The organism is Kribbella sp. NPDC058245 (assembly GCF_042882005.1).
GTDB lineage: Bacteria > Actinomycetota > Actinomycetes > Propionibacteriales > Kribbellaceae > Kribbella.
On the sequence record NZ_JBHVWY010000005.1, the window covers coordinates 552828 to 572896 of the forward strand.

The 20069-nt window shown below is 66.6% G+C and carries 13 protein-coding genes; 6 read left to right on the forward strand and 7 right to left on the reverse strand.

Going from position 1 to position 20069, the window contains the following annotated elements:
• Together ACFVWG_RS14825 and ACFVWG_RS14830 are read left to right on the forward strand one after the other, a co-directional pair.
• Nucleotides 1-609 (forward strand): TetR/AcrR family transcriptional regulator, encoded by a 609-nt coding sequence (locus ACFVWG_RS14825; RefSeq protein ID WP_391543781.1) that lies wholly within the window; start codon nt 1-3, stop codon nt 607-609.
• A gap of 477 nt (nt 610-1086) precedes the next feature.
• Nucleotides 1087-1434, forward strand: a complete 348-nt coding sequence (locus ACFVWG_RS14830) for a MerR family transcriptional regulator (protein WP_391543782.1) — start codon at nt 1087-1089, stop codon at nt 1432-1434.
• 61 nt (nt 1435-1495) lie between these two features.
• Here the strand turns inward: ACFVWG_RS14830 and ACFVWG_RS14835 are convergent, their stop codons facing one another.
• Entirely contained in the window at nt 1496-5542 is a 4047-nt protein-coding gene (locus ACFVWG_RS14835) for an RICIN domain-containing protein (RefSeq protein WP_391543783.1), read from the reverse strand.
• Between the two features lie 182 nt (nt 5543-5724).
• On the opposite strand from ACFVWG_RS14835, the gene ACFVWG_RS14840 reads away from it, so the two are divergent.
• Together ACFVWG_RS14840 and ACFVWG_RS14845 are read left to right on the forward strand one after the other, a co-directional pair.
• Nucleotides 5725-12018 carry an RHS repeat-associated core domain-containing protein gene (locus ACFVWG_RS14840; RefSeq protein ID WP_391543784.1) on the forward strand — a complete coding sequence of 2098 codons (6294 nt, stop codon included), beginning with the start codon at nt 5725-5727 and terminating at the stop codon, nt 12016-12018.
• 10 nt (nt 12019-12028) lie between these two features.
• The gene (locus ACFVWG_RS14845; protein ID WP_391543785.1) at nt 12029-12325 is read left to right on the forward strand and encodes a hypothetical protein; all 297 of its coding nucleotides are present in this window, start codon (nt 12029-12031) and stop codon (nt 12323-12325) included.
• 125 nt (nt 12326-12450) lie between these two features.
• Here the strand turns inward: ACFVWG_RS14845 and ACFVWG_RS14850 are convergent, their stop codons facing one another.
• The 5 genes from ACFVWG_RS14850 to ACFVWG_RS14870 all read right to left on the reverse strand — a co-directional run bounded on the left by ACFVWG_RS14850 (nt 12451) and on the right by ACFVWG_RS14870 (nt 16683).
• Nucleotides 12451-13155, reverse strand: a complete 705-nt coding sequence (locus tag ACFVWG_RS14850) for an MBL fold metallo-hydrolase (RefSeq protein ID WP_391543786.1) — start codon at nt 13153-13155, stop codon at nt 12451-12453.
• Entirely contained in the window at nt 13152-13799 is a 648-nt protein-coding gene (locus ACFVWG_RS14855) for a DsbA family protein (protein ID WP_391543787.1), read from the reverse strand. Before ACFVWG_RS14855 ends, ACFVWG_RS14850 begins: the two co-directional genes overlap by 4 nt.
• On the reverse strand, nt 13796-14275 hold the full coding sequence (locus tag ACFVWG_RS14860; RefSeq protein WP_391543788.1) for a pyridoxamine 5'-phosphate oxidase: 480 nt from the start codon (nt 14273-14275) through the stop codon (nt 13796-13798). The genes ACFVWG_RS14855 and ACFVWG_RS14860 overlap by 4 nt, the downstream gene beginning before the upstream one ends.
• A 363-nt stretch (nt 14276-14638) precedes the next feature.
• Nucleotides 14639-15733: a hypothetical protein gene (locus ACFVWG_RS14865; protein ID WP_391543789.1), complete on the reverse strand. Its 1095-nt coding sequence runs from the start codon at nt 15731-15733 to the stop codon at nt 14639-14641.
• A complete protein-coding gene (locus ACFVWG_RS14870) occupies nt 15730-16683 on the reverse strand; it encodes a DMT family transporter (RefSeq protein ID WP_391543790.1) in 954 nt (317 codons plus the stop codon). Before ACFVWG_RS14870 ends, ACFVWG_RS14865 begins: the two co-directional genes overlap by 4 nt.
• Before the next feature lie 54 nt (nt 16684-16737).
• Between ACFVWG_RS14870 and ACFVWG_RS14875 the strand changes: the two genes are divergently transcribed.
• Nucleotides 16738-17646 carry a LysR family transcriptional regulator gene (locus ACFVWG_RS14875; protein WP_391543791.1) on the forward strand — a complete coding sequence of 303 codons (909 nt, stop codon included), beginning with the start codon at nt 16738-16740 and terminating at the stop codon, nt 17644-17646.
• Nucleotides 17647-17714: 68 nt separating this feature from the next.
• Nucleotides 17715-19178 carry an aldehyde dehydrogenase family protein gene (locus ACFVWG_RS14880; protein ID WP_391543792.1) on the forward strand — a complete coding sequence of 488 codons (1464 nt, stop codon included), beginning with the start codon at nt 17715-17717 and terminating at the stop codon, nt 19176-19178.
• Between the two features lie 68 nt (nt 19179-19246).
• On the opposite strand, the gene ACFVWG_RS14885 is transcribed toward ACFVWG_RS14880, so the two are convergent.
• Nucleotides 19247-20005: an IclR family transcriptional regulator gene (locus tag ACFVWG_RS14885; RefSeq protein WP_391543793.1), complete on the reverse strand. Its 759-nt coding sequence runs from the start codon at nt 20003-20005 to the stop codon at nt 19247-19249.
• Nucleotides 20006-20069: the final 64 nt, after the last annotated feature.

Here is a 20069-nt window from a genome sequence, read left to right on the forward strand (position 1 = left end):
ATGCCGAGAACCGGAAGTCGTGGCGGACCGCAGACGCGGGCGAAGATCGCGGAGGTCGCGTCCGGGCTGTTCGTCGAGCGTGGATTCGACGCGGTGACGGTCGCCGACGTCGCCAAGGCGGCCGGCGTCTCCAGCGTGACGGTCTTCAAGCATTTCCCGCGCAAGGAGGACCTCTTCCTCGACCGCCAGGCCGAAGCGGAGGAGCTGTTGCTCACGGCCGTGCGCGACCGGGGTCCGGGCGACGACGTACTGGTACTGCTCCGCGATCTGACGCTCAAGCTCGCCGATGATCGCCACCCGCTGTCGGGTCTGGCTGATGGAGCCCTGTCGTTCTTCCAGACCGTCGCGGCCTCGCCAAGCCTGGCGAACCGGGCCCGGGAGATCGCGGCCGGTCTCCAGCAGGCCCTCACCGACGAACTCGAGCGCGAACCGGCCTACCCCGGCGACATCCCGCTGCTCGCCGCATTCTTCATCGCCGGCTATACCGCCGTACTGGTGGATACCGCCCGCCGGCAACTAGCTGGCGAGCCCCTGGAGGCCGTCGCCGAGGCGCATCGAGCCCGCCTGAACGGCCTCTGCGACGCGCTGGAGAAAATCTATCCTCGCTAAGGTAGACATTCGGCGGTAGCGTGGGTAAGGTCCCTCGTGTTGACAGAGAAGAACAGCGAAGCTGAAGTGGACAGCTACTGACCTGTCCGAGAGTTTGTGCTGGACCGTACGACGGCGGATTCCGCCGGGCCGATCAGTGGAAGGGCTCGGGTTTCACGCCAAGGTCAGAGTCTGTGGAGCCGGTGGTCGATCGGGGTTCCGGGCTTGACGCAGCGTAGTAAGTAGTTAGGCAGTAAGCAGTTGTGGTTGAAGTATCAGCAGGAAGTTGATCGAGAGAGAAGGGAAGGGATTACACCGTCGGATCTCCCGCCAGTGCCAGTACGTCGCCGGGCGGGTGCCGTAGTTCCATCGGAAGAAGGTGGTCTTCGGTTACGCATTCAGCTAGGACCGGCTTCACCGCCGGTAGATGGTGACAGTCCAAAAACCCCTTTTGGGCCCCGGTGCTTCGGCACCGGGGCCCTTCGGCACGGAGGTTCGATGACCCCAGACACACAGACGGAGACTTTGTTGAGTTCAAGCCCGACGGCCGGCGCGGCCCATTTCGACGATGACGACTACCCCGCCTTCACCATGGGCCGGGCCGCCGAGATGCTCGGCACCACGCCCGGTTTCCTGCGCAGTCTCGACGAAGCCAAGCTGATCACCCCGCAACGCTCCGACGGCGGCCACCGCCGCTACTCGCGCTACCAGCTCCGCCTCGCCGCCCGCGCCCGCGAGCTGGTCGATCAGGGCACCGCCCTCGAGGCCGCCTGCCGGATCATCATTCTCGAAGACCAACTGGCAGAGGCCCTCCGCATCAACCAGGAGCGCGACGACCAGTCCTAACCCCGTAGCGTCCGAAAACACGCCGACCAGGTACGACGGGTGTTCGGACGCTACAAGCGTTTTATTGGGGTTTGAAGGACCAGCGTTGGCCCTTGCCGCCGTGGTAGAACCAGCTGATCACTTCGGCGCCGGTGGTGGAGCTGCCGCCGGCGACGTCGAGGGACAGGCCCGAGCTGACGGCGATCACGCTGTAGGTGCCGCCGGGGGTCGGCTCGATCCGCCACTTCTGGCACTCGGAGGTGTTGTCCGGGAAGATGATGGTGGTTGCCCGGGGCAACTTTGAGCAGCCTTGGATGTCCAGTGGGAGCTTGGAGTTGGCGTCGACGATCTTGTACATGTCGTCGCCGAGGCTCTTCAGGTTCCAGCGCTGACAGACGCTGGTCGTCGACCAGGTGCCCATCTTGATCTGGGTGCTCGGGGCGGTCACGCACTTCGGCGGTTCGAGGACGGTCGTCGTACTGCTGGCCGCATCGACGCGGTACTTCGTGCTGCCGGTGCCGCCGAGTTGAGTGGCGTTGAAGGCCGGTCGCAGGATCCACTGCTCGCTGGTGGACTGACCGCACTCCTGTTGCTGGATCAGCGCGCCGTCGTCCAAGGAGGCTTCCGCGGTCCCGACGCACTTGTTGCTGTGTGCGAATCGCAGGTGGACGACTGTCTCGTAGGCGCTGCCGTCGACATAGTCAAACGTCACCTGCTCCCAGGCACGTGGTTCACCGAGACCGCCGCCACAGGTGGACTGTACGGCGTTCGCGTCGTCCTGTGAGCTGCCACCGGTAGCGCTGAGGCACTTGACCGGTCCGGCGTCGACCGCGGTGTGTACCGGCCGGATGCTGTATTGGTCGGTGCCGGCGATCGGCATCAACCGGAACCGTTCGTTCAGTGCGGTCCCGATGCAGGTGTACTGGATGAACTGGGCGTTGTCGGCAACGCTGCTGCCGTTGACGTTCAGGCACTTGCCACTGTTCTTGTTGACCAGTTCGTACTGCCGGTGCTCGATGTCGAACTTCGGACCGGTCACTGCCTTGACCGCACCCGACCAGGTCTTCACCTTGTCGTTGAACGTCGTCCCGGTGGAGTGCAGCGTGTAGACCTCGCGATCACCGTCGGCCGCGGCGTACAGCAGGCCGATGTCCTCGAGCCGGTCGCCGTCGTAGTCACCGCTGACCATGGTGATCTTCGCGAGCTCCAGCCCGGTGACCTGCCGCCAGTCCGACTTGGTCAGCTGCGACCCGTTCGAGTTGAACACGACCACAGTGCCGTCGGTGGGGGAGTTCTCGGTCAGCGCGACCACGTCGTCCCGGCCGTTGCCGTCCGGGTCGGCCACGGTGAAGCGGCTCTTGTCCCAGCAGAACCCGTTCGCGCCGGAGTCGTAGATCGTGGTCGCCGCTGCGAACGCCGTACCGGTCGAGCGGTAGAGGTCGATCGCCGTCCGGCAGTCGGTCAGGTTGCGCACACTGAGCAGGTCGGCCTTGCCGTCCTTGTCGATGTCGACGATCAACGGCGCACTCCGCGACCAGGTGTTCCCGGCCGCCGCAGCGACCCAGTTGACCGGTACGGCGAAGTTGTCGGCCGCGCGGAACACCTGCGCCTGCCAGTTGTCGCCCGTACCAGCGTTCTGTACGACGATGTCGTCCTTGCCGTCGCCATCCACATCACCCGCGACCACTCGCGCGGTGCTGAGTTGCCACGCGGCGGTCTCGGTCGTCCAGACAGCCGGTGGGTTCTGGTACTCGTTCCCGTCCGACGGCAGCTGGTACAACCACATCCGGCCACCGGCACCGGAACGGAACACGGCCATGTCGGTTCGGCCGTCACCGTCGAAGTCGCCCTGCACAGGCTTGACCTTCGCCAGCGAGAAGCCCGTGCCCTCACCGGTGTCCCACGCCATCGTGCCGTTGTAGAACGTCGATCCCGCGGACACGACGTTCCAGATCCCGGTCCGGCCGAAGCCGTGATCCAGGACTGCCGTCACGTCGGCCTTCCCATCGCCGTTGCTGTCCCCACGCACTGTCGGAGCGGGACCGGTCGGCGACTTCGCCGACAACTCCCAAGCCTGGCGGATGGTGCTGCTGTTCCCAGCACGGTCGACGGCCCGCACATACAACCGGAGACTCGGTACGCCGGTGACTGGGTCGGGGTGCACCGTGATCGGAATCGTCACGGATCCATCCGGTCCGGCCTTGACCCGGCTGATCAGAGTGTCGGCCTGGAACCCGTACACGTACTCGTCGATATCGGTCTCGCCGGCACCAGGCTTGAAGGTCACCTTCCCGGGCTTGCGCGCCTCGATCACCGGGTCGGCGGCATCCGGGAAGTCGGTCGACTCGATCTTCGGTACGGCGGGTGCCGACGTATCGATCGTGAAGTAACAGGCCGGCGTACTCGGGCTGGTCGCGTTCGCAGCGTCCTTGGTGAAGGCCGTGTAGCTGTACACAACCCCGTTGCTCAGCTTGCCCACCGGTGTCTCCGGCCAGGCAAACGCAGCACCGCTGACCGTCGGCCCGACCGCACTCTCATGGACGACAGTGCCGCTCGGATCCTTGATCTGCAAGGTGGTTGTGACGTTGTCGCCGAGGTCCGGGTCGTCCGCGACCGAGGCCCATTGCGGCTGCGCGGTCAGGATCGGGATCGGCGCCGTCGCCGTACCGCATTGCCGCGGCCGGGTCAGGTTCAGACCCTTCGGCATCTTCGGCGCGGTGTTGTAGGTGACGGCCAGCGCGGCCGAACTGGGGATGAATTTTTTCCAGTGGTACTGGTCTTCCGTGCTGGTGCCCTCTTTCGGCGAGCGGAGCCCGAACGAGATCGTCGGCTTCCGTGAGTTCGCCACGGCCTGGACGGCGGTGCGCAACGGCGAGGCCACATTGGGGTTGCCGAACTCCATCGGCAGCGTCTTCTCCTCCGGCCATGCTGCCCCGCTGCGCGTGTCCAGCAGGGTCTTCCAGTACGTCGGGGTCGTCGTACCCCAGTTGAGGTTCTTGTTCGCGGTGTCGAGATCGGACACCTGCCAGAGGTCAACCGGCTTGGCCGTCCCCGAAGAACTCCAGTCCAGCGTGATCCGGAACTGGGCGCTCAGGATCGTGCTGCCCGCGATCGCTTGCGCACCGCTGACGGTCCGCATCAAGAACATCGACCGGTACACGTTGGTCGGGTCGTCGTAGCGCGGTCCGACCTTGGCACCACCGTTGTTCCGGTCGTACGTCCAGCCGTCGGCCTGGCTGGACTGCTTGTTCACGTGCAGCCAGTTGATCGACGTACCGGAGATCGACGGGTCGATCGAGAGCGGGTACTTCGCGGCCGGGTCGGTGAGGAGCTTGCGGTCCGGCGTGATCACGAAGCGGCCGGGCTCGTGCTTGATGGCCAGCTTGGCCACCCGGGGCTTCTCGACGCTCGACGCGTCCCACATCGTCGGCCGGTCGGCCGTGTAGGCGAGCTTGCCGGACTTGTCCGTGCCCGACGTGGAGCCGTCCGGATTGACCTTCAGGGTCAGCCCGTCCGCACTGATCGGAAAGTCCAACGTGGCAAGGGCCGGGTTCGCCGCGGCCTCGCGGTTGTGCACCACGAGCAGCTGCGAGAAGCGATCCACCTCGGCGGTGATCTGCAGGTCGACGCCAGGGAAGACGGACGGGTACGTCGCGATGTTCCCACTCAGCACGGGCTTCGGGAGCGACGTCGGCCAACCGAGCCGGATCTGCTGTCCGGGCGCGCCGATCGACACCAGGTTCTGATCGCCACCGCCGGACAGGACGAGCGGCGAGACCGTGGCGACCGGCCGGATCCGGCCGTCGGCTTCGAGCCGCAGCGTCGGGTCGGGGTCGACCCAGTCGCGGCCCTTGTGGACGCGGACCGGCTGGCTGTGCTGCTCCATCGTCTTGGTGCCGTCCGGGTTCGCGAACACCTGCCCGGTCTCGGTGCGCTGGTCGGTCAGCTCGACGCGCTCCCCGGTCCGCAGTGCGGTGGCCATCGCCCGCGCCTCCGGTGAGGCCAGCTCCGGATCCATCATCTGCGCGGCCGGCGCTGCAACAGCCGGGGCCGGTTCCGTAGGACCAGACACCAGTACTGCGGCCAACGTGACCATGACTGCGCTTAAGGACAGGCGTCGCCGACGCATTCCCCCACCACCCTCACACCAGAGTTCTCCGCCGGACGGGGAAACCCTGTCATGTTCCTGATTGACGCGCGACGGATCCGGCGCGTTAAGTACTGTCCAGTTCCGGAAGTTGTCCACTTCTTACCTGGTGACGGTGCGTGGGCAGGCGGCAAGGTGTGGGCGTCTACCCAGGAGGCCCGCCCATGCCCTCTCGAAGGTTCCGATCGAACCTCGTCGCCAGAACGGCCATCACCGCCGGACTGGCAGTCACGCTGATCCTGTCCACTCAGCAGCAAGGCCTGACCGCCGCCGCGGCCACCCGGCCCGATCCGGCGTTCCACTCCACCGAGTACAAGTCCATCGACGGTCACACCGCGAAGGCCGATCCCCGGCCCGCGGCCAAGACCGCCGATCGTGAGTTCCACGGCACGCCCGCTACCAACTGGCCAAGCGCCGGTTCCGCCGAGGTCGCCGTACCGGCGCCGGCTGCGAACGGCACCTGGCAGCTCGCACTCAACGGCGGTCGCGTCAACCAGCGTGCGAAGGCCGGTCAGTTGCCGGTCTGGGTCGCACCGACCGACGCGGCCGCGCGGGAGGTCCTCGCGAAGGGCGCGACCAGCGCACCCGCCAAGGTCAAGGTCGATCTGGTCGGCCGGCGCGGTGACGCGCTCGAGCTGAAGGTCAGCCGGGCCGACGGTACGGCGAAGTCCGGCCAGGTGACGGTCGGCGTCGACTACCGCGAGTTCCGCGACACGTACGGCGGCGACTGGGCGACCCGGTTGCGCTTCACGACCGAGCAGGACGGCAAGACCGTCGTACTGCCGACTCGGAACAACGGCAACGGCGACGTGATCGCCGACGTACCGGTCGGTGCGCAGGCGCAGACCTTCATGGTCGCGGCCGGTGAGTCGAGCGGTGCGGGTGACTACAAGAAGCCCGACTCCGGCGATGGCTCCTCGACCTGGAGCGTCGGCGGTTCGTCCGGTGACTTCGAGTGGCAGATGCCGTTGGACACGCCACCGGCGACCGGTGGTCCGGAGCCGACGGTCGGCCTGAACTACTCGTCCGGCGCACTGGACGGGTTGTCGTCCGCGACCAACAACCAGACCTCGCAGATCGGTCAGGGGTTCACGACGACCGGCGGCGGCTCGATCGAGCGCACGTACAAGAGCTGCGGGAAGGACCTCAACGGCAACAACGGCACCCGCAAGACCGGTGACCTCTGCTTCGCCGGCGACAGCATGAACATCTCCGTCAACGGCAAGTCCGGTGACCTGGTCCTGGCCAAGAAGGACGCCAGTGGCGAGGTCTGGCGGATGCGCGGTGATGACGGCGCGATCATCGAGCGGCTCAGCGGCGCGACCAACGGCGACGACGGTGTCGCTGCCGCCGACAAGGGCGAGTACTGGCGGATGACCTCGTCCAACGGGACGAAGTACTACTTCGGCCTGAACCGCCTGCCGGGCTGGGCGACCGGCAAGGAGGAGACCAAATCGGCCTTCACCGTGCCCGTCTACGGCAACAACAGCGGTGAGCAGTGCAACAAGACCGCGTTCGCCGACTCGTGGTGCCAGCAGGCCTACGAGTGGAACCTTGACTACGTGGTCGACCCCAACGGCAACACGATGAGCCTGTTCTACAACACCGAGATCGACCGCTACGCCCGGAACCTCACCAAGGCCTCGGTCAGCACCTATGTCCGGGCCGGCAACATCAAGCGGATCGAGTACGGCCAGACCGACGGACAGGTGTTCGCCCAGAAGCCGGTGGCCCAGGTCCTGTTCACGACGGCCGAACGCTGTACGCCGCTGCCGTGTGGACCGACCCAGAAGACGTTGTACCCGGACACTCCGTGGGACCTGACCTGCGCGAGCACCACGAACTGCGACAACCACTACACGGCGACGTTCTGGACCCAGCTCCGGCTGGACAAGGTGACCACGCAGGTCTGGCGTGCTGCGACCAGCAAGCTCGAGGACGTGCAGTCGTGGTCGCTGCGGCAGGAGTATCTGCGCGGTGACAACAGCAGTCCATCCCTGTGGCTGAAGGAAATCACCCCGACCGGTCTGGTCGGTACGCCGGTCCAGATGCCCGCGACGAGCTTCGACGGTATCCCCTTGGCCAACCGGGTCGACACCGGCAGCGACACCGTTCCGCCACTCGAGTGGTTCCGGATCAACGCCGTACACGGTGGGACCGGTGGCGACGTCGCGGTGAACTACAGCGGGATCGACTGTCTGCCAACGGGTCTGCCGGCACCGGACAACAACGACCGGCGCTGCCGCCCGCAGAAGTGGTCGTTGCTGGACACCTCACCCGACCGCACGGACTGGTTCCACAAGTACGTCGTCACGTCCGTCCAGGAGACCGACCGGACTGTTGCGGCCGACGACCCGTGGCAGGCGCCGGTGCCGGTCGTGACCAGCGTGCAGTACCTCGACAAGCCGGCCTGGCGTTTCGAGGAGCAGGACGCCGGGACCGACCTGAAGGAGTCCACCTGGTCGCAGTGGCGAGGTTTCGGTCGCGTGAAGGTGATCAAGGGTCGTGCGGACGAGACACAGTCGATCAGCGAGACCTTGTACTTCCGAGGCCTCGACGGTGACCGGACCGCCGCCGGAGGTGCCAAGGACGTCAAGATCACCGACTCCACCGGTACCGCAGTGGACGACGTCAACGAGTACGCCGGTCAGGCGCGCGAGCAGCTGGTCTACAACGGCGCCACTGTGGTCAACAAGAGCATCGCCGACTACTACATCTCCGCACCGACCGCGACCATGACGCGGCCATGGGGAACGCTGACCTCGCGCTACTCCGGTCAGAAGCAACTCACGCAGTACCAGCCGACCGACACCGGCACGCTGAAGATCGACACCCAGAACAGCTACGACGCGGGTGGCCGGCTGATCAGCAAGGACGAGGCCGGCGACCTCGCCGACGCCACGGACGACAGTTGCACGCGCTACACCTACGTCGAGAACCCGACGAAGAACCTGCGCGAGCTACCTGCCCGATTGCAGCAGGTCGCGAAGCGGTGCGACCAGCCGTTCACGAACACCGACGTACTGTCCGATGAGCGGCTGTTCTACGACGACGCGACCTCGCCGACCGCGGTTCCGGTCAAGGGCCAGATCACCCGCGCCGAGCGGCTGGGCGGCTTCGACGCCGCCGGTCAGCCGAAGTACGAGCTGGTCTACACGGCCAAGTACGACGCCCAGGGCCGCCAGACCGAGTCCGTGGACGCGCTGAACCGACTCACCCGCAAGACGTACGACCCGACGTACGGGCCGATCACGAAGATCACCGAGATCGCACCGAACGGTCAGCAGATCATCAAGGAGCTCGAACCGGCGTTCGGCACCGAGACCGCACTGCAGATGCCGGACGGCCGGCGCGGTGTCCGCCAGCTCGACGCGATCGGCCGGGTCAGCAAGACCTGGGACTCCGGGCACGCGACCAGCGGTCCGGCCGACCTGGAGTTCGACTACAAGCTGCGCGACGACGGCCCGTCGATGGTGACCACCAAGCGCCGGGTCAAGGACGGCGTCTTCGACATCTCCTACGACCTGTACGACGGTCTGGGGCGGATCCGGCAGACGCACGAGCAGTCGCCGCGTGGTGGCTGGCTGGTGACGGACAACCGGTACGACTCGCGCGGTCTCGAGACCAAGGTCAACGGTCCGTACTACACGGCGACCCTGGCCGAGGGTGAGCTGAAGGTCGTCGACGAGGCCACGCTGCCTAAGCAGGAGGTGACCGTCTGGGACGCGGCCGAGCGGCCGAAGAGCCAGACGTTCCGGTCGATGGGCGTGCAGAAGTGGTCGATCGAGCACACCATCAGCACCAACAAGCAGACCATCGATCCGCCCACCGGCCAGACACCGACCACCCGGATCATGGATGCCGATGGCAACCTCACCGAGCTGCGCCAGTATCGCGGCGACAGCGCGACCGGTGACTATGACAGCACCAAGTACACCTACTGGCCGAGCGGCAGCCTCAAGAGTGTCACCGACCCGGCCGGCAGTGTCTGGAGCTACAAGTACGACGTCCAGGGCCGCAAGATCGAGGAGAATGACCCGGACAAGGGGATCAGCAAGTACGAGTACGATGCTGCCGATCAACTGGTGTCGACCACGGACTCTCGTGGGGTCAAGCTGTACAACAGCTATGACAACAGTGGCCGGAAGATCGCAACGCGGCTGAACGCTCCGGATGGTCCGCTGCAGACCGAGTGGAAGTACGACTCCCTCGCGGCCGGGCGGGCGACGTCCTCGACCCGGTACGTCACCAAGGACGGTAAGACCGAGGCCTACACGACCGCGATCACCGGGTACGACGGCTCCGGCCGGGCGACCGGGACCACGCTCACCCTGCCTGCCTCCGAAGGGAAGCTGGCCGGTACCTACACCGTCGGCCAGACTTACACCGACGACGGCAACGTGGCCACCCGGTCGCTTCCGGCCGCCGGTGGTCTCGGGGCGGAGACCCTGAACCTGGGCTACAACAACCAGGGGCTGCCGACCTCATTGGCCGGCCAGGACACGTACGTGCGGCAGCTGTCGTACACGCCGTTCGAGGACGCCGACGTACTGACTCTTGGTACGGCGTCGGGTCCGTTCGTGCAGCAGAAGTTCGAGTACGACCAGATCACCCGTCGGGTGAGCAGAGTCGTTGTGGACAAGGAGTTGTCGCCCAAGCGGGTCTCCGACACCCGGTACGACTACGACCCCGGCGGCAACATCAAGAAGATCACCGACATCGCTCCGGCGGAGTCGGGCGAGGCCACTGACACCCAGTGCTTCGACTACGACTACCTGAGCCGGCTGAGCAAGGCCTGGACCCCGAAGCCGGCTGCGGACAACAGCGCCGGCGACTGCGCGGGTGCACAGGACCTCGGCGGACCGGCGCCGTACGCACAGGAGTGGACATTCGACAAGGCGGGCAACCGCAAGTCGGAGAAGACGACCACACCTGCCGGGACCACGACGAGCACCTACGAATACGGGAGCGCCAAACCGCACGCGCTGACCAGCGTCACCAGCACCGGCCCGGCCGGGACGAAGACGAAGACCTTCGGGTACGACGAGGTCGGCAACACCACCCGGCGGACTGCTAATGGGGTGGATGAGGTCCTCGAATGGGACGCGTCGAACCAGCTCACCGGTACGACGAAGGGCGCCGCCTCGACCAGTGCGGTCTACGACGCGGAAGGCGGCCGGCTGATTCGCCGGGACGCCTCCGGTACGACGCTGTACATCGGCGAGACGGAGCTGCACCTCGACAAGGCCGGTCAGACCGTGACCGGTACCCGGTACTACGGGTTCGGGGACCGAGTGGTCGCCGTACGGACTGATAGCAAGCTGAGCTGGCTACTCGGCGACCTGCAAGGGACGCCGCTGACAGCGATCGACTCGGTGACGCAGGCCGTACAGAAGCGCCGGGTGACGCCGTACGGCGAGACTCGCGGCGCGGCGCCGACGGACTGGCCGGGGCAGCGCGATTTCCACGGCGGGACCAACGATCCGGACACCGGGCTCGTCCAGTTGGGTGCTCGGCAGTACGACAAGAGCATCGGGCGGTTCATCTCGGTCGACTCGCTCATCGATCTGTCCGATCCGCGGCAGATGAACGGGTACACCTACGCGAACCACAACCCGATCAGCTACAGCGACTCCGACGGGAATCTCCTGCTGGCGATCGTGGTCCCGGTGCTGATCGTCGTGCTGATCATCGTCCTGCTACTCCAGGCGATGATGGAGCCGTACCAGCAGGAGGTCACGACGATCAACTGGGAGGAGAAGGTCCAGAACATCTGGGACGTCCTGAAATTTGCCTGGCACACCGTGGTCAAGCTCGTCAAGGTGGTCACGACCGTGATCGTCACGCTCTGGAGGCTGATCTGGGTCGTCGTGATGAAGGTCGTCGCGAAGACGGTGGTGATCTACCACACGATCATCAAACACATTGCGGACAAGAAGAAGCCACGCAACAACCAGAAGGCCCAACGCAACGACGGCAAGAGCAACAGCCGGGGTAATCAGAACCGGGGTAACAACGGCAAGGGCAAGGCCCAGGAAGGCAACCCGGGCAAACAGCCGCCGCGGCAGCAACCGCCGCGGCAGCAGCAGCCGCGCAAGCCGAAGGGGCCGGCGCAGCAGGAACGGGTCCTCGGCCGGGAGCCGCGGCCGGACGAGCCCATCTACCGCGGCTCGAAACCGGATACTAATCCGAAAGCGCTGGAGAAGAACCACTACAAGGTCGACGAGAACGGGATGGTCAAGCCGACCGCCGGGATGTCGGTCGACAGCAACTTCGCGAAGCTGGAAGGCGGTAACTGGAACCCCAAGCTGATCGACCGCTCGTCGATCGATCCGAGGCTCATGATCCGGCAGACTGGTAAGAGCGACACCCACTTCGAGATCATGCCCAGAGTTGCCGGAGACCTGACCGAGGCAGACTTCCTCGGGCTTCTCGACAAGCTCAAGTTCCTCGGCTGAAGGAGAACAGATGACCCAGGCAGGCTGGCGGCTCGTCGCCCCGGACGGTTTCGACGACCTCGATTGGTCCGAGGTGGAGGACCGCGGCCTGCTGATGGGCGGTCACCTGGCCTACGGTGACCGCACCTTCCCGGTGATCGTCTACGACCCGGTCCGGATCGCCCAGGACGCGTTGGGCGAGACGGACAACGACGGCCTGTTCTACGAGGCCAACGTCATCATCGTCGCCGAACTCTCCCGCGCCACCGCCGAGGCGGCCGTCTCCCGCCTCGGCGGTGCCGGCGTCTTCGACTGGATGCTCGGCTGACACCGTCGCTCCCCGGCCACCACTAGTGGCAGGGGAGCGGCAGTTGCGGCCGGAGACCTGTGGTGCGGGGTCTCCGGCCGCCACATCCTGTCTCCTGCCACCACTAGCGGCCGGAGCGGTAGCGTTCACCAGCCTCGGGCTTGCCAGGATTCGACGTACGGGAGTTCGGTGCCGACTGTGGTGTCGGCGCCGTGGCCGGGGTGGATGACGGTGGTGGGTGGGTAGGTCAGGAGGTGGCGGACCGACGTCATGATGGCGTCGAAGTCCGTCAGCGGATAGTCCGGGCTGGTGAGGCCCGGGCCGCCCGGGAACAGGGTGTCGCCGGTGAAGAGGTGAGCTCCAACGCGCACTGACAGGCTGCCGGGGGAGTGCCCCGGGGTCGGGATTACCTCGACTGGTAGTGGTCCCAGCGCGAGGGTGGTCGGGGTGTCGATCTCCTGGTCGAGGTGGCCGTCCCAGAGGGGTACGTCGGGGTTCGGGCGCGGCGCGTTGCCATTGGCAACCAAATCCGCGGTGGCGGTTCCGGCGTCGAGATAGCCGTGTACCTGCAGGTGGTCGAGTTCGGCGGCCCAGACCTTGCATTCGGCCGGGTGACCGATGATCGGGGCGCTGAGGGATTCGGCCAGCGCTGCCAACGCCAGCACGTGATCCGCGTGGGCGTGCGTGATCAGTAGCCCGATGACGTCGTACGACGCCGCGGCCGCAGCCAGGTAGTCCGGATCGTCACCGGGGTCGATGATCAGCGCGGGTTGCCGGCCGGGAAGGTCCGGCGCGATGATCCAGCAGTTGGTGTCGAGATAGCCGACGACCAGCCGTTCGAGGCTGATCATGCGGCCTGCTTGAGCAACCGCTCGGCCCAGCCCGGGTCGGTGTTCTGCGCGATCGGATACCCCTCGGCAAACGGTCCCTCCCACCTCACGGTGATGCCGGGGTTGTGGACCGACGAACCGTCAGGCAAGACGAACCGCGGACTCCCCTGTACGGCGTCAGTGGTCGCGATCGCATGATCAGCCATCATCGTCGCCCGGGCGCGACCGTCATCGAGCGCGGCGGCCAGCGCGGTCGTGTCGATCGCGATCTCGGTGGCGACGTCGAGGATCACCTGTCGATGCGCGATCGACCGCGACTCGAGCCAGAACGCCTTGCGCAGCGCATGATCCAGCTCCTCGGACTCCCGCAGTCCCTGCTCCTTGGCCGCATGGACAGCCTCGGCCGCGAGCAGCACCGTGGACGGATAAGCCCAGTCCGGCTGCGTCCACAACCGGAACCCGAGCTCCGGCTCCAACTGCCCGAGCCCGACCGCCTCGCTGTCCGTACCGGGCCTTGGATGCGGTCCGTTGAACAGCTCAAGCGCGAACGTGTGATGGTCCAGCGTGACGTCCACGCCAAGCTGCTCCCGCGCCACCCGAAGCCGGTAGATCGCCACATGCGCGAACGGGCACAACAGATCCGACCACACCTGGATGGTGCTCACTCGCTGTCCACGTGGTCAGCCCCGCTCGGGTTGCTGCTGAAACTCTCAGGCCGGATCAATACCGCCGTACGGCGATCTTCTGCCATCGCCCGGTCGTACTCCTCCAGATCCGGGTGCTCGCCGCCGGCCGCGTGGTAAATGTCGCGCAGCAGTTGCCGCACCGCCTCCGCATCCAGACCCGGCAGCTCGTCATCCGGCCCGGCCAACTCGACCGGCCCAGTGACGCCGATCCAGTCCCACCCGGCCCGAAACACCAACGTGGCCTGCGGTTTCCGCCGCAGATGCTTGAGCTTCGCACTCGCCCCTCGCGCCACCAGCGCGACCACCGGCTCCCCCGTGAGCGGATGGTTCAGCACCCCCGCATTAACCACCGACGCCGCCGGTTCCCCCGAACGCCGCTGAGTCACCAGCACCGCAAGCCAAAAGTCCTTACTCCCCAGCGCCCGAACCCGCTCCAACCCTGCCCCAATGTCCATGCCCAAACCATAACGGACCACAGTCCGCTTCCTCAACCCCACCACCCGCACTCCCGACGCCACCGTGATGCCCCCGCACCCGCACCGGCTAACGTCCGAACGACCGGAGACATCGCCTCCAGTTCTTCGGACGTTAAGCACGGCACCGCCACTAACGTCCGAACGTTCGGAGACACGGCCTCCGGTTCTTCGGACGTTGCGAGTTCGGTGTGAGCCGGTACGACGTTGTGCACGGTTCAGCCATTTCCCTGGCGCGAATGTGGTTGGTGGGTGCTCAAGGTGGACGGGGCGTTCGACCTTGAGCACGGTTCAACCGTTTTGGCGGGTGTCGCGCGGTCGGTGGGTGCTCAAGGTGCGGTGGGGCTAGCCGAAGTAGGGGTGGCGGAGGAGTTGCGGGCCGAGGTTGATCCAGTTGAGTAGGTGGTCGGCGACTGTGGAGTCGGTGATTGATTGCAGGTGTGCGCGCAGTTCGTGGGACTGGTCGCGCAGGCGGCGGGACAGTCGGATCTCGTCGGGGGTCAGCGTGGTCGCTGCGGCTAGCCGGCGTCCCTCGTCGAGCGTGGGGGTCGTCGCCAGCCACTGCGTGATCGCTTCGTCCAGCGTGGGGCGCTCAACCAGGTCGGCGTTTCCGGCCCAGTGGAGCTGTGTGAGCGCAGCGCGGTCGGGGGTGTCGATACCTCGTACGGCGGCGTCGCGGTCGAGCGCGTACATGAGTTCGGTCCAGGGTGGCTGCTCGTTCTCGCGATAGGAGTGGGGACTCCGCAGGAACGACCACCACAGGGTGCGGTCCGCGCCGGCTTCGGGCTGGTGTTCGTCCAGCCACTCCGCACGCTGCTCGTCGCTCAGCTTTCGCAATTCCTTGCCGTAGGCATCGAACTGCTTCTTCTCGCCGTCGAACGCCACCCGCGCCTTGTGGTTGAGGTGTTGCTCGGAGGCTCCGCCGCCGAGCATCTTCGCCACCGTCCCGGGCGGTCCCCAGTCCGGGTCGGAGACCGCTACGTTCATGGTGGTCGAGACCCCCGGAACCCAGTACAGCGAGAAGTCCGCCCCCACCCACTGCGGCGTACTGTCCATGGTGAATCCGTGGTCTTCCACCGCGGCCCGGAGATCCTCGATGTTCAGCAGCGGCCGGAACTGGCCGTACCGCTGGCGCAGCCTCAATCCCGCGGTACGGCGTCTTGTCCGCCGGCTGCCCCTGGACAATCGGTGGTTCTGGGTACCGGCGTAGCCACAGATCCACTCGGCGCTGCCGCGCTCGCGACTCCACCCGATCTCGACCAGACCGTAGTCGGAGGTCGCGTACTCCCAGTCAGACTTGTTCACCCGGGGCTGCTCGTAGAAGTGCTCGTCGCCCAGCACCTCTTGGACCGTGGCCAGATCACTGGTCGCATCGACTCCCAGCACCGTGCCGGTGATCGCCAGGCCGGCGAAGAAGTCGAGGTCCGTCGGGTGGGTCACGTGAGCAGCATCTCCGACTTCGCCATTGGCTGCACCTGGGTTTCGCTCACAGGTGCAGTCCGCGTCGGCCACTGGACGATCAGTACGGCGGCCAACACGACCGCGCCACCAACACCCTGCAGCGGACTCAAGTGCTCATGGAAAACGAGCGCAGCGGCAGCAACCGTGACGACCGGCTCGAGGATCGACAGGATCGACGCGACCGACGGCCCAACCCGAGCCATCCCTGCGAAGAACAGCAAGATCGCGGCAACCGTGCTGACCAGCGACAGCGTGGCGAGCCATAACCAACCGGTTGGTTGGATGCTGCCGAGCTCCGCCAGCGGCCCATCGCTCCCGCGCACGACCGCGGCGATCAGGAAGGTGCCAAAGGCACCGATGCAGACCAATGACGCAAGAGCGAGCGGCGGTACGGCGGCCGTCGTCCGATCGCCGACAAGGATGTAACACGTGTAGACCACGGCTGCACTCATCGCGAGCAGCGCACCCGTCAGGTTGAAGCGACCGGAAGACGCGCCACTCAGGACCAAGCCAATCCCGGCCAGCGCCATCCCGAGCGCCCACATGCGCCGCCGGGACGCGCGTTCGCGGCCGAGGACGATCGCTCCGACCATCACCAGGATCGGGTAGAGGTACAGCAGTAACGCGACCAGTGACGCGTCGATCCGGGTCAGCGCGGAGAAGTACAGACCGGCCTGGGCGGCGTACCCGAAGACGCCCATGCCGAGGCTGGTCAGCACAGAGCGCCGGGGGATACCGCGGAAGGCTCCACGGGCCAGCGCGATGGTCAGCAGGACCAGACCGGCCAGCCCGAACCGGACCAGGAGAAGTGCGTCGACCGACACACCTTCGTCGTACGAGAGTTTGCCGAACACGGCCATCGCGCCGAAAGCGGCAGCGGAGAGGAGACAGAAGAGGGCGCCCACGAGAACGATGATCCGGGCTCTCAACTGTTCACGTCTATCACGGCTTCCTGGATAGGATCGTGTAGCTATCCTGAACAGATGCTCGACCTGCATCGACTCCGCCTGCTCCGCGAGGTTCACGACCGCGGCACCGTGCACGGCGCTGCCCGCGCACTCGGCTACACGCCCAGCGCCGTCTCCCAGCAGCTGTCTGTCTTGGAGCGCGAAGCCGGTACGCCGTTGCTCGAGCGGATCGGCCGTAATGTCCGCCTGACCCCGGCCGGTCACGTGCTGGTCCGCCATGCGGCCACTCTGTTGGAGGGCGTCGAGGCGGCCGAGGCCGAGCTCGCAGCTGTCGCGGCGGGTCGGGTAGCCGGCGTCGTACGGATCGCGTCGTTCCAGTCGGCGTTCCTGCGGATCGTGGCACCCGCCGTACAGGCTCTGGCTGTCACGCACCCGAACATCCGGGTCGAGGCGACCGAAGGTGAGGTCGAGCAGGCCGTACCGGCGCTTCGGTTGCAACAGCTCGACCTGGTGGTCGGAGACGAGTACGACGGTCAGCCGCGACCCGTCCACGCGGACCTGCAGCGAGAGCCCCTACTGCGTGAGCACATCCGCGTAGTGCTCCCGGAGGACCATCCAGACGCAGCTGCGGACCGAGTGAAGATCTCCCGGCTCGCTGACATCGCGTGGGCCGCCTGCCAGCCCGGTACTGGTCACCGCGAGATGCAAGTCCGCGTGTGCCGCGAGTACGGTGGCTTCGAGCCAGACCTGCGCTATAGCTCCGACGACTTCCTCATCCTGCTCGAGCTGGTCCGCACCACCGGTGCGGCGGCGCTGCTCCCCGATCTGGTCCTCCGTCACGGCACCCCGGGCGTCGTCGTACGGCGACCTGCTGAAGCGGACGTTGGCAGAGCTGTCTACCTGCTCACGCGCCGCGCCCGCACCCCACCGGTCGACGCTGTGGCCGAGGCGCTCGGCGAAGCCGCCCGGAAGGACTCTCACTGAGTGGAAGTTGAGATTGAAGCGCTCTGCCGCGGCTCCTACGGTGACGCCACCTAAGAGAGGGCAGCGACATGACGCTTCTGGATTCCGCCGACTGGTCGGGGAACGTCTTCAAGGCGGGGAGTTGGCAAGCTGGACAAGGCGGCCAGTACGCCGTCATCGAGCCTGCGACCGGTGCGGAGCTCGGCCGGATGGGGCTGGCTGGCGTTGAGGATGTCGCCGAGGCCGGACAGGCTGCGGCTGAGGCCCAGCGGGCATGGGCTGCGCTGCCGCACCCCGCGCGCGCCGCTGTCCTACGCCGGGCCGGCGACCTGTGGCAGGAGCACGCCGAGGAGATTGCCGGCTGGAACACCCGGGAGGTGGGTGCGACCGGCGGGATCGTCGGCTTCTCCCTGCATATCGCCGCCGAGGCGTGCTACCAGGCGGCGGCCTTGCCCGGGCATCCGCTCGGTGAGGTGCTGTCGTCGGAGGAACCCCGGCTCTCGATGGCGCGCCGGATGCCGGCCGGAGTCGTCACGGTGATCTCGCCGTTCAACGTGCCGATCATTCTCGGCATTCGCTCGGTCGCCCCGGCCCTTGCCCTCGGCAACGCCGTGATCCTCAAACCGGATCCTCGAACGGCGGTCACCGGCGGAGTGTTGATGGCGCGCATCTTCGAGGAGGCGGGGCTGCCTCCCGGCGTACTGCAGATGCTGCCTGGCGGTGCGGAGGTCGGACAGGCACTGGTGACCGATCCGAACGTCCGCGTCATCTCGTTCACCGGCTCCACCGGCGTCGGCCGCCGGATCGGTGCGCTGGCCGGCGAGCACCTCAAACGAGCTCACCTCGAACTCGGCGGCAACTCTGCGCTCCTTGTCCTCGACGACGCCGACGTCGAAGCAGCCGTCAACCTGGCCACCTGGGGTTCGTTCTTCCATCAAGGCCAGATCTGTATGACGACCGGTCGCCATCTCGTTGCCGCCGGCGTCTATGACGATTTCGTGGAAGCCCTTGCCGAGAAGGCCGCGTCACTGACTGTCGGCAACCCGGCCACCGAGGAAGTTGCCCTCGGCCCGGTCATCGATGCCGGTCAGCGCGACAAGATCCACGGCCTGGTTGGCGCCTCGACCACCACGGGCGCCAAACTCGTTGCTGGCGGCACCTATACCAACCTGTTCTACCGGCCGACCGTACTGGCCGACGTACCGATCGACGCCGCAGCCTTCACCGAAGAGGTCTTCGGCCCCGTCGCCCCGGTCACCAAGGTGAAGTCGGTCGAGGACGCCATCAGCCTGGCCGGCGCCAGCGAGTACGGGTTGTCACTCGGCATCGTCACCAAGGACGTGATGCGCGGCCTCGCCATCGCCGAGCAGATCCCGACCGGCATCGTCCATATCAACGATCAAACCGTGAGCGACGAGGCCAACGCCCCCTTCGGCGGAGTCCGCGCCTCCGGCACCGGCTCCCGCTTCGGCGGCGCCGCCGCCAACATCGAAGCCTTCACCGAAACCCGCTGGATCACCCTCCGCGGCACACCCCCCACCTACCCCCTCTGATCACAGCGTCCGAAAACACGCTGACCACGTACTGCGGTTCTTCGGACGTTGCGGGATGTGCAAGCGGTTCAGATGGTGATGCTGCGGCCGATGCCTTGGGCTGCTACTTGGAGGGCGGCCAGGAGGGCGGCTCGGTGGGAGCGGAGGTTGGGTACGACGAGGCCGACGGCGGCGACGACCGGGCCGTCGGGGCCGACGGGGCGGATGGGGACGGCGACTGAACAGGCGCCGAGGGTCATCTCCTCGGTGGTGGTGGCGTAGCCGCGTTCGCGGATCTCGACCAACTGTCGGGCTAGGCGTCCTGCATGGGTGATCGTGTGGGGCGTGAAGCGGGTGAGCTGCTTCAGAGCTTCTTCCTGTACGTCGTCTGGCGCGTGCGCGAGCAGGACCTTGCCGACGCCAGTTGAGTGCAGCGGCAGATAAGAACCGACCGTGCTGACCACGGGGACCGAGGCGCGACCGGTCATCCGTTCCAGGTAGAGCGTCCGGATACCCTCGCGGATCGCCAGGTGGACAGTCGCCCGGGTCGCCGCGTGGATGTCGTTCAGGAACGGGCCGGCCGTCTCGCGCAGGCCGCTCGGTAGGGGAGCGAGCAGGCCGACGCCCCACAGTTTGCGGGTGACGACGTACTGGCCGTCGGCCTGGCGGGTGAGGGCGCCGCCGGTGACCAGCTCGCCGATCAGGCGGTGGGTGGTGGGGAGGGGGAGGTTGGCGCGGTCGGCCAGTTCGGTGAGGGTGAGGCGGCGGTGCTGGTCGTCGAAGGCGAACAGGAGACTGAGCGCGCGGGAGACCACGGTCGCGCCCGGGGTGGAGACTCTGCCCGCCATCTCGGTAATCCTTCCACTCAGCGGAAGTCCATCGTGGCAGATGGAGCGCGCGCTGGCGACGATG

What these genes read in the sequence shown, in the direction of transcription:
- ACFVWG_RS14825 (WP_391543781.1), top strand. Translation starts at nt 1, where the DNA reads ATGCCGAGAACCGGAAGTCGTGGCGGACCGCAGACGCGGGCGAAGATC.
- ACFVWG_RS14830 (WP_391543782.1), top strand. Translation starts at nt 1,087, where the DNA reads ATGACCCCAGACACACAGACGGAGACTTTGTTGAGTTCAAGCCCGACG.
- ACFVWG_RS14835 (WP_391543783.1), bottom strand. Translation starts at nt 5,542, where the DNA reads ATGCGTCGGCGACGCCTGTCCTTAAGCGCAGTCATGGTCACGTTGGCC.
- ACFVWG_RS14840 (WP_391543784.1), top strand. Translation starts at nt 5,725, where the DNA reads ATGCCCTCTCGAAGGTTCCGATCGAACCTCGTCGCCAGAACGGCCATC.
- ACFVWG_RS14845 (WP_391543785.1), top strand. Translation starts at nt 12,029, where the DNA reads ATGACCCAGGCAGGCTGGCGGCTCGTCGCCCCGGACGGTTTCGACGAC.
- ACFVWG_RS14850 (WP_391543786.1), bottom strand. Translation starts at nt 13,155, where the DNA reads ATGATCAGCCTCGAACGGCTGGTCGTCGGCTATCTCGACACCAACTGC.
- ACFVWG_RS14860 (WP_391543788.1), bottom strand. Translation starts at nt 14,275, where the DNA reads ATGGACATTGGGGCAGGGTTGGAGCGGGTTCGGGCGCTGGGGAGTAAG.
- ACFVWG_RS14875 (WP_391543791.1), top strand. Translation starts at nt 16,738, where the DNA reads ATGCTCGACCTGCATCGACTCCGCCTGCTCCGCGAGGTTCACGACCGC.
- ACFVWG_RS14880 (WP_391543792.1), top strand. Translation starts at nt 17,715, where the DNA reads ATGACGCTTCTGGATTCCGCCGACTGGTCGGGGAACGTCTTCAAGGCG.
- ACFVWG_RS14885 (WP_391543793.1), bottom strand. Translation starts at nt 20,005, where the DNA reads ATGGCGGGCAGAGTCTCCACCCCGGGCGCGACCGTGGTCTCCCGCGCG.